Origin of the sequence: Geobacillus sp. YHL (assembly GCF_022341265.1) — a bacterium.
Classification (GTDB): domain Bacteria; phylum Bacillota; class Bacilli; order Bacillales; family Anoxybacillaceae; genus Geobacillus; species Geobacillus thermoleovorans.
Genome location: NZ_JAEIGB010000021.1, coordinates 14,197 through 27,272, shown reverse-complemented (window position 1 = coordinate 27,272; position 13,076 = coordinate 14,197). Strand labels below are relative to the sequence as shown.

General features: G+C 52.3%; 14 protein-coding genes. All 14 read left to right on the top strand.

Annotated features, from left to right (window positions below; translation table 11 throughout):
* Positions 1–92: 92 nt before the first annotated feature.
* The 14 genes from rpoC (at position 93) to rpsC (ending at position 13,076) form a co-directional block, all read left to right on the top strand.
* The gene (gene rpoC, locus JCR24_RS14630) at positions 93–3,692 is read left to right on the top strand and encodes a DNA-directed RNA polymerase subunit beta' (RefSeq protein WP_238980857.1); all 3,600 of its coding nucleotides are present in this window, start codon (positions 93–95) and stop codon (positions 3,690–3,692) included.
* A gap of 134 nt (positions 3,693–3,826) precedes the next feature.
* Positions 3,827–4,075 carry a 50S ribosomal protein L7ae-like protein gene (locus JCR24_RS14625; RefSeq protein ID WP_011229615.1) on the top strand — a complete coding sequence of 83 codons (249 nt, stop codon included), beginning with the start codon at positions 3,827–3,829 and terminating at the stop codon, positions 4,073–4,075.
* Between the two features lie 96 nt (positions 4,076–4,171).
* On the top strand, positions 4,172–4,594 hold the full coding sequence (rpsL, locus tag JCR24_RS14620; RefSeq protein WP_238980856.1) for a 30S ribosomal protein S12: 423 nt from the start codon (positions 4,172–4,174) through the stop codon (positions 4,592–4,594).
* Between the two features lie 39 nt (positions 4,595–4,633).
* Complete coding sequence (gene rpsG / locus JCR24_RS14615) at positions 4,634–5,104, top strand: 30S ribosomal protein S7 (protein WP_011229617.1); 471 nt, start codon at positions 4,634–4,636, stop codon at positions 5,102–5,104.
* Positions 5,105–5,284: 180 nt separating this feature from the next.
* The gene (fusA, locus tag JCR24_RS14610; protein WP_014194600.1) at positions 5,285–7,363 is read left to right on the top strand and encodes an elongation factor G; all 2,079 of its coding nucleotides are present in this window, start codon (positions 5,285–5,287) and stop codon (positions 7,361–7,363) included.
* A 128-nt stretch (positions 7,364–7,491) separates the two neighbouring features.
* The gene (gene tuf, locus JCR24_RS14605; RefSeq protein ID WP_011229619.1) at positions 7,492–8,679 is read left to right on the top strand and encodes an elongation factor Tu; all 1,188 of its coding nucleotides are present in this window, start codon (positions 7,492–7,494) and stop codon (positions 8,677–8,679) included.
* A 296-nt stretch (positions 8,680–8,975) separates the two neighbouring features.
* A complete protein-coding gene (rpsJ, locus tag JCR24_RS14600; RefSeq protein ID WP_008881945.1) occupies positions 8,976–9,284 on the top strand; it encodes a 30S ribosomal protein S10 in 309 nt (102 codons plus the stop codon).
* Positions 9,285–9,304: 20 nt separating this feature from the next.
* Entirely contained in the window at positions 9,305–9,946 is a 642-nt protein-coding gene (rplC, locus tag JCR24_RS14595) for a 50S ribosomal protein L3 (RefSeq protein ID WP_011229620.1), read from the top strand.
* A 29-nt stretch (positions 9,947–9,975) separates the two neighbouring features.
* Positions 9,976–10,599 (top strand): 50S ribosomal protein L4, encoded by a 624-nt coding sequence (gene rplD / locus JCR24_RS14590; protein WP_011229621.1) that lies wholly within the window; start codon positions 9,976–9,978, stop codon positions 10,597–10,599.
* A complete protein-coding gene (gene rplW, locus JCR24_RS14585; RefSeq protein ID WP_011229622.1) occupies positions 10,599–10,886 on the top strand; it encodes a 50S ribosomal protein L23 in 288 nt (95 codons plus the stop codon). The genes rplD and rplW overlap by 1 nt, the downstream gene beginning before the upstream one ends.
* A 27-nt stretch (positions 10,887–10,913) precedes the next feature.
* Positions 10,914–11,744, top strand: a complete 831-nt coding sequence (rplB, locus tag JCR24_RS14580; protein WP_011229623.1) for a 50S ribosomal protein L2 — start codon at positions 10,914–10,916, stop codon at positions 11,742–11,744.
* A gap of 33 nt (positions 11,745–11,777) precedes the next feature.
* On the top strand, positions 11,778–12,056 hold the full coding sequence (rpsS, locus tag JCR24_RS14575) for a 30S ribosomal protein S19 (protein ID WP_011229624.1): 279 nt from the start codon (positions 11,778–11,780) through the stop codon (positions 12,054–12,056).
* Between the two features lie 18 nt (positions 12,057–12,074).
* The gene (rplV, locus tag JCR24_RS14570) at positions 12,075–12,416 is read left to right on the top strand and encodes a 50S ribosomal protein L22 (protein WP_011229625.1); all 342 of its coding nucleotides are present in this window, start codon (positions 12,075–12,077) and stop codon (positions 12,414–12,416) included.
* A 3-nt stretch (positions 12,417–12,419) separates the two neighbouring features.
* Positions 12,420–13,076 (top strand): 30S ribosomal protein S3, encoded by a 657-nt coding sequence (gene rpsC, locus JCR24_RS14565; protein ID WP_011229626.1) that lies wholly within the window; start codon positions 12,420–12,422, stop codon positions 13,074–13,076.

The window sequence follows — 13,076 nt, the reverse complement described above, 5'->3', positions numbered from 1 at the left end:
ACCGGCCATAACGGCCAGGCGGGGAGCTGTTCCCCGCCATTGGCCGCTTGAGCGAACGGAAAACCGACGGATCAAAAAGGGAGGTATACCCCTTGCTAGATGTCAATAAGTTTGAGTACATGAAAATTGGGCTCGCTTCCCCGGAGAAAATTCGTTCTTGGTCGTATGGCGAAGTCAAAAAGCCGGAGACAATCAACTATCGGACGTTAAAGCCGGAAAAAGACGGCTTGTTTTGCGAGCGCATTTTCGGTCCGACGAAAGACTGGGAATGCCATTGCGGCAAATATAAACGCGTTCGCTACAAAGGCGTCGTCTGCGACCGCTGCGGCGTCGAAGTGACGCGCTCGAAAGTCCGCCGCGAACGGATGGGCCATATTGAGCTCGCCGCCCCGGTTTCGCACATCTGGTATTTCAAAGGCATCCCGAGCCGGATGGGATTGGTTCTTGACATGTCGCCGCGGGCGCTCGAAGAGGTCATTTATTTTGCATCCTATGTCGTCACCGACCCGGGTGATACGCCGCTTGAGAAAAAGCAGCTGTTGTCGGAAAAGGAATACCGCGCCTATCGCGAGAAGTACGGTCAATCGTTCCAAGCGTCGATGGGGGCGGAGGCGATCAAAAAGCTGCTCCAAGACATTGATTTGGATAAAGAGGTGGCCGCGCTGAAAGAAGAGCTGAAAACGGCGCAAGGGCAACGGCGCGCCCGCATCATTAAGCGGCTTGAAGTGCTTGAAGCGTTCCGCAGTTCAGGGAACGATCCGGCATGGATGGTGCTTGATGTACTGCCGGTCATTCCGCCGGAGTTGCGCCCGATGGTTCAGCTTGACGGCGGGCGGTTTGCAACATCGGATTTGAACGATTTGTACCGCCGCGTCATCAACCGCAACAACCGGCTGAAACGGCTGCTTGATCTCGGTGCGCCGAACATTATCGTCCAAAATGAGAAGCGGATGCTGCAAGAGGCGGTTGATGCTTTGATCGATAACGGCCGCCGCGGCCGTCCGGTGACCGGTCCGGGGAACCGTCCGTTAAAATCGCTTTCTCATATGCTGAAAGGGAAGCAAGGCCGCTTTCGGCAAAACTTGCTCGGCAAGCGCGTGGACTATTCCGGCCGTTCCGTCATCGTCGTCGGCCCGAACTTGAAAATGTATCAATGCGGCTTGCCGAAAGAAATGGCGCTAGAGTTGTTCAAGCCGTTTGTTATGAAGGAGCTTGTCGAGCGGGGCTTGGCGCACAACATTAAAAGCGCGAAACGGAAAATCGAGCGCGTCCATCCGGAAGTATGGGATGTGCTGGAAGATGTCATTAAAGAACATCCGGTGCTGTTAAACCGCGCCCCGACGTTGCACCGTCTCGGCATTCAGGCGTTTGAACCAACGCTTGTGGAAGGGCGGGCGATCCGTCTTCATCCGCTTGTTTGCACGGCGTACAACGCTGACTTTGACGGCGACCAAATGGCGGTGCACGTGCCGCTGTCAGCTGAGGCGCAAGCCGAAGCGCGCTTGTTGATGTTGGCGGCGCAAAACATTTTGAACCCGAAAGATGGGAAGCCGGTCGTGACACCATCACAAGACATGGTGTTGGGCAACTACTACTTGACGATGGAGCGCGAGGGAGCCATCGGCGAAGGCATGGTGTTCAAAGACACGGACGAGGCGCTGCTTGCTTACCATAACGGCTACGTCCATCTCCATTCGCGCATTGCCATTCATGCCGGTTCGCTGAAAAACGAAACGTTTACCGAAGAGCAAAACAACAAGTTGCTCTTAACGACCGTCGGCAAGCTCATTTTCAACGAAATTTTGCCGAATTCGTTCCCGTACATCAACGAGCCGACGACGGAAAACATTGAAGGGCGGACGCCGGACAAGTACTTCCTTGACAAAGGGGTCAACGTGCGCGAAGAAATTCGCAAGCGCGAACTCGTGCCGCCGTTTAAGAAAAAAGTGCTCGGGCAAATTATCGCTGAAGTGTTCAAACGGTTCAAAATCACCGAAACATCGAAGATGCTCGACCGCATGAAAGACCTTGGCTTCCAATATTCGACGAAGGCCGGCATCACGATCGGCGTGGCCGATATCGTCGTCCTGCCGGAAAAACAAGAAATTTTGGATGAAGCGCAAGCGAAAGTCGATACGGTTTTGAAGCAGTTCCGCCGCGGCTTAATTACGGACGAAGAGCGGTACGAGCGCGTCATCTCTATCTGGAGCGCGGCGAAAGACAAAATTCAAGACCGGTTGATGAAGTCGCTTGATAAACGCAACCCGATCTTTATGATGAGCGATTCCGGAGCGCGCGGGAACGCGTCGAACTTTACGCAGCTTGCGGGGATGCGCGGTTTGATGGCCAACCCGGCCGGCCGGATCATTGAGCTGCCGATCAAGTCGTCGTTCCGCGAAGGCTTGACGGTGTTGGAATACTTTATCTCGACGCACGGCGCGCGAAAAGGATTGGCGGATACGGCGCTCAAAACGGCCGACTCAGGCTATCTCACGCGCCGCCTTGTCGACGTGGCCCAAGACGTCATCGTCCGCGAAGAAGATTGCGGCACCGACCGCGGCATTTTGGCGCGAGCGCTGACGGATGGCACGGAAGTTGTCGTCAAGCTTGAAGAGCGGCTTGTCGGCCGCTATGCGCACAAAACGGTGCGCCATCCGGAAACGGGCGAAGTGATCGTCCGCAAAGACGAGATGATCACCGAAGATATCGCCAATGAGATCATGAAAGCCGGCATTACGGAAGTATGGATTCGCTCCGTATTCGCCTGCAACACGCGCCATGGCGTCTGCAAAAAATGTTACGGCCGCAACATGGCGACCGGCATGGACGTCGAAGTTGGCGAAGCCGTCGGCATTATCGCCGCTCAGTCGATCGGCGAGCCGGGCACGCAGCTGACAATGCGGACGTTCCATACAGGCGGCGTCGCCGGCGACGATATCACTCAAGGTTTGCCGCGGGTGCAAGAGCTGTTTGAAGCGCGCAACCCGAAAGGGCAAGCGGTCATTTCGGAAATTGACGGCACGGTCATCTCGATTAACAAAACGCGCGACAACCAATATGAAATCGTCGTGCAAAGCGAGGTCGAAACGCGTACGTATGTAGCGCCGTACAACGCGCGGCTGAAAGTCGAAGAAGGTCAGCGCGTCGAACGCGGCCAAGAGCTGACAGAAGGCTCGGTCGACCCGAAACAGTTGTTGCGCGTGCGCGATATTACATCCGTTCAAGAGTACTTGCTTCGTGAAGTGCAAAAAGTGTACCGGATGCAAGGGGTGGAAATCAGCGATAAGCATATCGAGGTCATGGTGCGGCAAATGCTGCGCAAAGTGCGCGTCATCGATGCCGGCGACACCGATGTGCTGCCGGGCACGCTGTTGGATGTCCACCAGTTTACGGATGTCAACGCCAAAGCTTTTCGCGAAGGGAAACGGCCGGCGACGGCCCGCCAGGTGTTGCTCGGCATCACGAAAGCGTCGCTTGAGACGGATTCGTTCTTGTCGGCTGCTTCGTTCCAAGAAACGACGCGCGTCTTGACGGATGCGGCCATCAAAGGAAAACGTGATGAACTGCTTGGCTTGAAGGAAAACGTCATTATCGGCAAACTCGTCCCGGCTGGAACCGGTATGGCCCGCTACCGGAAAGTGAAGCCGGCCGTCAAAAAGGAAACGGCTAGCGACACGGTGTCTTCCAAATAACGCGAACCAAGTGGCCGGCTAAGGCGCTCCTTGGCCGGCCATCATCTAATGAAAAATCCAGTTGACAATCGACAAAGAAAATGGTAGTCTAATAAAGGTGTTCCAACAACCTGGTACTTTGGAGGATATGTTACATGTCTTATGAAAAAGTATTACAGGCTGGAAAAATTGTCATTGGAACCAAACAAACGATAAGGGCTTTAAAGGAAGGGAAAGCAGCGGAAGTGATCGTGGCGGAGGATGCCGACTTGCCGATCATCGAAAAAGTGACCGCCGCCGCCAATGAGGCAAACGTGCCGGTCACAAAAGTCGATTCGATGAAAAAGCTTGGCAAGGCGTGCAAAATCCAAGTCGGTGCGGCCGCGGTGGCGATCCTTCGGTAACGTTTTGCCTTTCTCCCCTAAAACCTTTATTTGCATAAACGATGAACCACCTGGATATGTGGGCTTAAACGATGCATGCGAAAGGAGGATCTTTTCATGCCTACAATCAACCAATTGGTCCGCAAAGGACGCGAGAAAAAAGTCGTTAAATCGAAATCCCCTGCGTTGAACAAAGGGTATAACAGCTTCAAAAAAGAGCAAACGAATGTGTCGTCTCCGCAAAAACGCGGCGTTTGCACGCGTGTCGGCACGATGACGCCGAAAAAACCGAACTCGGCGTTGCGGAAATACGCCCGTGTCCGCTTGACAAATGGGATTGAAGTTACGGCGTACATTCCGGGGATCGGCCATAACTTGCAAGAACACAGCGTTGTGCTCATCCGCGGCGGACGTGTCAAAGACTTGCCGGGGGTACGCTACCATATCATCCGTGGGGCGCTGGATGCTGCAGGCGTAGTGAACCGGATGCAAGGTCGTTCGAAATACGGCGCGAAAAAACCAAAAGTAGCGAAAAAATAATGAAATGAAGAGAATGTTTTCCTGAAGGGAGGAAACACTATGCCACGTAGAGGCCCTGTTGCTAAACGTGACGTACTGCCAGATCCAATTTACAATTCGAAGCTTGTTACCCGTTTGATCAATAAAATTATGATCGACGGCAAAAAATCAAAAGCGCAAAAAATTCTTTACACCGCGTTTGATATTATCCGTGAGCGCACGGGTAAAGATCCAATGGAAGTGTTTGAGCAAGCGTTGAAAAACGTTATGCCGGTGTTGGAAGTGCGCGCTCGCCGCGTTGGTGGGGCGAACTACCAAGTTCCGGTCGAGGTTCGTCCGGACCGCCGCGTTTCTCTCGGTTTGCGCTGGCTCGTGCAATATGCACGTCTTCGCAACGAAAAAACGATGGAAGAGCGCTTGGCAAATGAAATTATGGACGCTGCCAACAACACGGGTGCAGCGGTGAAAAAACGCGAAGATACACATAAAATGGCTGAAGCGAACCGCGCGTTTGCCCATTACCGCTGGTAAGGAGCGTCGCCTAAAGGAAATAGGTGAGGAGGCACTGCGGTTGCCTATTCACCTATCTTCCTATATATTGCGGCCTTTCCGGTCGCGCGTGGGACAACTTCAAAGACAAGGGGATTGCGCCATCGATGGCGGCGCCATCTACTTATATTTCATATTTGAAGGAAGGAGAAAATAACCACTATGGCAAGAGAGTTCTCCTTGGAAAAGACTCGCAACATAGGGATTATGGCGCACATTGACGCCGGGAAAACGACGACGACTGAACGGATCTTGTTCTATACCGGCCGCGTTCATAAAATCGGGGAAGTGCATGAAGGTGCGGCAACGATGGACTGGATGGAACAAGAACAAGAGCGCGGAATTACGATCACGTCGGCGGCGACAACGGCGCAATGGAAAGGCCATCGCATCAACATCATCGACACGCCGGGGCACGTCGACTTTACGGTCGAGGTTGAGCGTTCGTTGCGCGTATTGGACGGGGCCATCACAGTCTTAGACGCGCAATCGGGTGTTGAACCGCAAACGGAAACCGTTTGGCGCCAAGCGACGACATATGGCGTCCCACGGATCGTGTTCGTCAACAAAATGGATAAAATCGGCGCCGATTTCTTGTATTCGGTGAAAACGCTCCATGACCGCCTGCAAGCAAATGCCCATCCGGTGCAACTGCCGATCGGCGCTGAAGATCAATTCTCCGGCATTATCGACTTGGTTGAAATGTGCGCGTACCATTACCATGATGAGCTTGGCAAAAACATTGAGCGCATTGACATTCCGGAAGAATACCGCGATATGGCAGAAGAGTACCATAACAAGCTGATTGAGGCGGTCGCTGAGCTGGACGAAGAATTAATGATGAAATATTTGGAAGGGGAAGAAATCACGACGGAAGAGCTGAAGGCCGCGATCCGCAAAGCGACGATCAGCGTTGAATTCTTCCCGGTCTTCTGCGGTTCGGCATTCAAAAACAAAGGTGTTCAGCTGCTTCTTGACGGCGTTGTCGACTACTTGCCGTCTCCGGTTGACATCCCGGCGATTCGCGGCGTCGTTCCGGATACCGAAGAAGAAGTGACACGTGAAGCAAGCGATGACGCTCCGTTTGCCGCTTTGGCATTTAAAATCATGACTGACCCGTATGTCGGGAAATTGACGTTTATTCGCGTCTACTCTGGAACGCTTGATTCCGGTTCATATGTGATGAACACGACGAAAGGGAAGCGCGAACGGATCGGCCGCTTGTTGCAAATGCACGCGAACCACCGTCAAGAAATTTCGAAAGTCTATGCCGGTGATATTGCCGCAGCGGTAGGTTTAAAAGATACGACGACCGGTGATACTCTATGTGATGAGAAGCATCCTGTCATTTTAGAGTCGATGCAATTCCCAGAACCGGTCATTTCGGTGGCAATCGAGCCGAAGTCGAAAGCCGATCAAGACAAAATGAGCCAAGCGCTGCAAAAATTGCAAGAAGAAGACCCGACTTTCCGCGCTCACACCGACCCGGAAACGGGACAAACGATCATCTCCGGAATGGGCGAGTTGCATCTTGACATCATCGTCGACCGGATGCGCCGCGAGTTCAAAGTCGAAGCGAACGTCGGGGCGCCGCAAGTTGCCTACCGCGAAACGTTCCGCAAATCGGCGCAAGTCGAAGGCAAATTCATCCGTCAATCCGGCGGCCGCGGTCAATACGGCCATGTTTGGATCGAATTCTCGCCGAACGAGCGCGGCAAAGGCTTCGAATTCGAGAACGCCATCGTCGGTGGGGTTGTTCCGAAAGAGTATGTGCCGGCCGTCCAAGCTGGATTGGAAGAAGCGATGCAAAACGGCGTCTTAGCCGGCTATCCGGTTGTCGACATTAAAGCGAAACTGTTTGACGGATCGTACCACGATGTCGACTCGAGCGAAATGGCATTCAAAATCGCTGCTTCCTTGGCATTGAAAAACGCCGCGACGAAGTGCGATCCGGTTCTTTTGGAACCGATCATGAAAGTCGAAGTCGTCATCCCTGAAGAGTACCTCGGTGACATCATGGGCGACATCACGTCCCGTCGCGGCCGCATCGAGGGGATGGAAGCGCGCGGCAACGCCCAAGTCGTCCGGGCGATGGTGCCGTTGGCTGAAATGTTCGGTTATGCGACATCGCTCCGTTCGAACACGCAAGGACGCGGAACGTTCTCGATGGTGTTTGACCACTATGAAGAAGTTCCGAAAAACATCGCCGATGAAATTATCAAAAAAAATAAAGGCGAATAATTGATTTCTCTTGCTAGTTTCGCTATAAATACTTATGTAAGTAAGACTTGGGAACGTTTTGTTCCCAAGCATCCTATACTTACCCAACCATATAAATTCATATCTTACTTTTAAGGAGGATATCTCTCATGGCTAAAGCGAAATTTGAGCGCACGAAACCGCACGTCAACATTGGCACGATCGGCCACGTTGACCACGGGAAAACGACGTTGACAGCTGCGATCACGACGGTTTTGGCGAAACAAGGCAAAGCCGAAGCAAAAGCGTACGACCAAATCGACGCTGCTCCGGAAGAGCGTGAACGCGGGATTACGATTTCGACGGCGCACGTCGAGTATGAAACAGATGCTCGCCACTATGCGCACGTTGACTGCCCGGGCCACGCTGACTACGTCAAAAACATGATCACGGGCGCGGCGCAAATGGACGGCGCGATCCTTGTTGTCTCGGCGGCTGACGGTCCGATGCCGCAAACGCGCGAACACATTCTTCTCTCCCGCCAAGTCGGTGTTCCGTACATCGTTGTATTCTTGAACAAATGCGACATGGTGGACGACGAAGAATTGCTTGAACTTGTTGAAATGGAAGTTCGCGATCTTCTCTCTGAATACGACTTCCCAGGCGATGAAGTGCCGGTCATCAAAGGTTCGGCATTAAAAGCGCTTGAAGGCGACCCGCAATGGGAAGAAAAAATCATTGAACTGATGAATGCGGTTGACGAATACATCCCGACGCCGCAACGTGAAGTGGACAAACCGTTCATGATGCCAATCGAGGACGTCTTCTCGATCACGGGCCGCGGTACGGTTGCAACAGGCCGTGTTGAACGCGGTACGTTGAAAGTTGGCGACCCGGTTGAAATCATCGGTTTGTCGGATGAGCCGAAAACGACGACCGTTACGGGTGTAGAAATGTTCCGCAAACTTCTCGATCAAGCGGAAGCTGGCGACAACATCGGTGCGCTTCTCCGCGGCGTATCTCGTGATGAAGTCGAGCGCGGCCAAGTATTGGCGAAACCTGGTTCGATCACGCCGCACACGAAATTCAAAGCGCAAGTATACGTCCTGACGAAAGAAGAAGGCGGACGCCATACTCCGTTCTTCTCGAACTACCGTCCGCAATTCTACTTCCGTACGACGGACGTAACGGGCATTATCACGCTTCCGGAAGGCGTCGAAATGGTTATGCCTGGCGACAACGTTGAAATGACGGTGGAACTGATCGCCCCGATCGCGATCGAAGAAGGTACGAAATTCTCAATCCGCGAAGGCGGCCGTACGGTCGGCGCTGGCTCTGTATCGGAAATCATCGAGTAATCACGGCAAAAAAGGGTGTCCAGCAATGGACATCCTTTTTTTGATGCCATCTTGACCGTCAGATTGGCGGCTGTGTTGAAAACGGGATGGCGGCTATGTATAATAGAAGAAGTGTGGGAAAAGCAAAGAAATCACTTGCAATCTTGCTTACATACCAGTATAATATCAAATGTTGGTCTTTGACTGCGATGAAGCGGAAGGTTGCTGACACACCCGGCCGCTTTGCCACGGCGGTGTGCAGGAAATTTCCGTGGAGAAGTCTATTTTCAAAATAGGCGAAGAAGGAGGGAAACCAAATGGCAAAAGAAAAAATTCGCATTCGTTTAAAAGCTTACGATCATCGAATTTTAGACCAATCGGCGGAGAAAATTGTGGAAACCGCAAAACGTTCCGGGGCAAAAGTGTCGGGGCCGATCCCGCTGCCGACGGAAAGAACGGTGTATACGATCTTGCGCGCCGTTCATAAGTACAAAGACTCCCGTGAACAATTCGAAATGCGGACGCATAAACGTTTGATCGACATCATCAACCCGACTCCGCAAACGGTTGATTCGTTAATGCGTCTCGATTTGCCGTCGGGCGTTGATATTGAAATTAAACTTTGATCGACTGGGAGGTGTGACACATGACGAAAGGAATCTTAGGAAGAAAGATCGGTATGACGCAAATATTTGCGGAAAATGGCGATTTGATTCCGGTAACCGTCATCCATGCGACGCCGAATGTCGTCCTGCAAAAGAAAACGATCGAAAACGACGGTTACGAAGCGATCCAATTAGGTTTTGAAGATATTAGCGAAAAACGCGCCAATAAACCGCAAATTGGCCATGCTGCCAAAGCTAACACGGCACCTAAGCGCTTCATTCGTGAAATCCGCGGCGCCAACATCGATGAATATGAAGTTGGCCAAGAAGTGAAAGTTGACATTTTCAGCGAAGGCGAAATTGTCGATGTCACGGGCATTTCGAAAGGGAAAGGTTTCCAAGGGGCGATCAAACGCCACGGTCAATCACGTGGACCAATGGCTCACGGTTCCCGTTATCATCGCCGTCCGGGTTCGATGGGGTCCATCGCGCCAAACCGCGTTTTCAAAACGAAAAACTTGCCGGGCCGCATGGGCGGTGAGCGCGTGACGATCCAAAACTTGAAAATCGTGAAAGTGGATCCGGAGCGCAACTTGCTGCTCATTAAAGGCAATGTGCCGGGTCCGAGAAAAGGCTTAGTCATCGTCAAAAGCGCCGTGAAAGCGGCGAAGAAGGCGAAATAACATCCGGCCAAGAAAGGAGGAACTACGTAATGCCAAAAGTAGCATTATACAACCAAAACGGTCAGACGGTCGGCGAAATCGAGTTGAACGACGCCGTTTTTGGGATTGAACCGAATAAGCATGTGTTGTTTGAAGCAGTGATTATGCAACGCGCCTCGATGCGTCAAGGAACGCATAAAACGAAAAACCGCGCTGAAGTGAGCGGCGGCGGCCGCAAGCCATGGCGCCAAAAAGGGACAGGACGCGCCCGTCAAGGTTCGATTCGCGCTCCGCAATGGCGCGGCGGCGGTACGGTCTTTGGTCCAGTTCCGCGCAGCTACAGCTACAAACTTCCGAAAAAAGTTCGCCGTTTAGCGATCAAATCGGCATTGTCTTCGAAAGTGCTCGAAAACGACATCGTTGTATTGGATCAATTGTCGCTTGAAGCACCGAAGACGAAGGAAATGGTCAAAATTTTAAACAATCTCTCAGTGGATCGGAAAGCACTCATTGTGACCGACGAGCTGAATGAGAATGTATATCTGTCGGCGCGCAACATTCCAGGCGTCAAAGTGGTGGCAGCCAACGGCATCAATGTGCTCGATGTGCTCAACCATGACAAACTCGTCATTACGAAGGCGGCCGTGGAGAAAGTAGAGGAGGTGCTTGCATAATGAAAGACCCCCGCGACATTATTAAGCGCCCCATCATCACGGAAAATACAATGAATTTGATCGGGCAAAAAAAATATACGTTTGAGGTCGACGTCAAAGCGAACAAGACGGAAGTGAAAGACGCGGTCGAGAAAATTTTTGGCGTTAAAGTAGCCAAAGTGAACATCATGAACTATAAAGGGAAATTTAAACGCGTCGGCCGCTACAGCGGCTATACGAACCGCCGCCGCAAAGCGATCGTCACGCTGACGCCGGACAGCAAAGAGATCGAACTGTTTGAAGTGTAACATAAACGATGAAGGAGGGACATTCCGATGGCGATCAAGAAGTACAAACCGACATCGAACGGCCGTCGCGGCATGACGGTGCTTGATTTCTCGGAAATTACGACAGATCAGCCGGAAAAATCGCTGCTTGCTCCGTTAAAGAAAAAGGCGGGCCGCAACAATCAAGGGAAAATTACGGTGCGCCATCAAGGCGGCGGCCATAAACGCCAATATCGGATTATCGACTTTAAACGCGACAAAGACGGAATTCCAGGACGCGTTGCTACGATTGAATACGATCCGAACCGTTCTGCCAATATCGCGCTCATCAACTATGCAGACGGTGAAAAACGCTACATTATCGCGCCGAAAAACTTGAAAGTCGGCATGGAAATCATGTCCGGTCCGGATGCGGACATTAAAATCGGCAATGCGCTTCCGCTTGAGAACATCCCAGTCGGTACGCTCGTCCACAATATTGAGCTGAAACCGGGCCGCGGCGGACAATTGGTGCGTGCAGCTGGTACGTCGGCGCAAGTGCTCGGGAAAGAAGGAAAATACGTCATCGTTCGTTTGGCTTCCGGCGAAGTGCGCATGATTTTAGGCAAATGCCGTGCAACGGTTGGTGAAGTCGGCAACGAGCAACACGAACTTGTCAACATCGGGAAAGCAGGACGCGCCCGCTGGTTGGGGATTCGCCCGACAGTTCGCGGTTCGGTTATGAACCCGGTTGACCATCCGCACGGCGGTGGTGAAGGGAAAGCGCCAATCGGACGCAAATCGCCGATGACGCCATGGGGCAAACCGACGCTTGGATACAAAACACGCAAAAAGAAAAACAAATCGGATAAATTCATCATCCGTCGCCGCAAGAAATAATGAACGAGCGCAATTCAGAAGGGAGGTTCACTTATGGGTCGCAGCTTGAAAAAAGGTCCGTTTTGCGATGAGCATTTGATGAAAAAAATCGAAAAACTGAATGCAACAGGGCAAAAACAAGTGATCAAAACGTGGTCTCGCCGTTCGACGATCTTCCCGCAGTTTGTTGGGCATACGATCGCGGTGTACGATGGCCGCAAACATGTTCCGGTCTACATCACGGAAGACATGGTCGGGCACAAACTCGGCGAATTTGCGCCGACGCGCACGTTCCGCGGCCATGCTGGCGATGACAAGAAAACGAAACGGTAATGAGAGGAGGTTCTAGATATGCAAGCCAAAGCTGTTGCAAGAACCGTTCGCATCGCTCCTCGTAAAGCGCGCTTAGTCATTGACTTGATTCGCGGGAAAGAAGTGGGCGAAGCGTTCGCTATTTTGCGCCATACACCAAAAGCAGCTTCCCCGATCATTGAGAAAGTGTTGAAATCAGCAGTCGCCAACGCTGAACACAACTATGACATGGACGTCAACAACTTGGTCATTACTCAAGCGTATGTCGACGAAGGCCCGACGCTGAAACGGTTCCGTCCGCGCGCCATGGGACGGGCAAGCGCCATTAACAAACGCACAAGCCATATTACGATCGTCGTTTCAGAAAAGAAGGAGGGATAATCCGTGGGTCAAAAGGTCAACCCGATCGGTCTGCGCATCGGCATCATTCGTGACTGGGAATCGAGATGGTATGCGGAAAAAGACTATGCAGATCTGTTGCACGAAGACTTGAAAATCCGTGAATACATTAGCAAACGCCTGCAAGACGCGGCCGTCTCCCGCGTGGAGATTGAACGGGCAGCCAACCGCGTCAACGTAACGATCCATACCGCCAAACCGGGCATGGTCATCGGGAAAGGCGGTTCGGAAGTGGAAGCGCTCCGCAAAGCGCTCGCGCAATTGACCGGTAAACGCGTCCATATCAACATTGTAGAAATCAAAAAACCGGACTTGGATGCACGTCTTGTTGCTGAAAATATCGCTCGTCAGCTTGAAAACCGCGTATCGTTCCGCCGGGCGCAAAAACAAGCGATCCAACGTGCGATGCGCGCTGGGGCGAAAGGGATCAAAACGATGGTATCCGGCCGTTTGGGCGGGGCTGACATCGCTCGTTCGGAGCATTACAGCGAAGGGACGGTTCCACTCCATACGCTGCGCGCTGACATTGACTATGGAACAGCAGAAGCCGATACGACGTACGGAAAAATCGGCGTGAAAGTATGGATTTATCGTGGAGAAGTCCTTCCGACCAAGAAAAAAGCTGAGGAAGGAGGAAAATAA

What these genes read in the sequence shown, in the direction of transcription:
- rpsJ (WP_008881945.1), top strand. Translation starts at nt 8,976, where the DNA reads ATGGCAAAAGAAAAAATTCGCATTCGTTTAAAAGCTTACGATCATCGA.
- rplC (WP_011229620.1), top strand. Translation starts at nt 9,305, where the DNA reads ATGACGAAAGGAATCTTAGGAAGAAAGATCGGTATGACGCAAATATTT.
- rplW (WP_011229622.1), top strand. Translation starts at nt 10,599, where the DNA reads ATGAAAGACCCCCGCGACATTATTAAGCGCCCCATCATCACGGAAAAT.
- tuf (WP_011229619.1), top strand. Translation starts at nt 7,492, where the DNA reads ATGGCTAAAGCGAAATTTGAGCGCACGAAACCGCACGTCAACATTGGC.
- rplD (WP_011229621.1), top strand. Translation starts at nt 9,976, where the DNA reads ATGCCAAAAGTAGCATTATACAACCAAAACGGTCAGACGGTCGGCGAA.
- fusA (WP_014194600.1), top strand. Translation starts at nt 5,285, where the DNA reads ATGGCAAGAGAGTTCTCCTTGGAAAAGACTCGCAACATAGGGATTATG.
- rpsG (WP_011229617.1), top strand. Translation starts at nt 4,634, where the DNA reads ATGCCACGTAGAGGCCCTGTTGCTAAACGTGACGTACTGCCAGATCCA.
- rpsS (WP_011229624.1), top strand. Translation starts at nt 11,778, where the DNA reads ATGGGTCGCAGCTTGAAAAAAGGTCCGTTTTGCGATGAGCATTTGATG.
- rplB (WP_011229623.1), top strand. Translation starts at nt 10,914, where the DNA reads ATGGCGATCAAGAAGTACAAACCGACATCGAACGGCCGTCGCGGCATG.
- JCR24_RS14625 (WP_011229615.1), top strand. Translation starts at nt 3,827, where the DNA reads ATGTCTTATGAAAAAGTATTACAGGCTGGAAAAATTGTCATTGGAACC.
- rpsL (WP_238980856.1), top strand. Translation starts at nt 4,172, where the DNA reads ATGCCTACAATCAACCAATTGGTCCGCAAAGGACGCGAGAAAAAAGTC.
- rplV (WP_011229625.1), top strand. Translation starts at nt 12,075, where the DNA reads ATGCAAGCCAAAGCTGTTGCAAGAACCGTTCGCATCGCTCCTCGTAAA.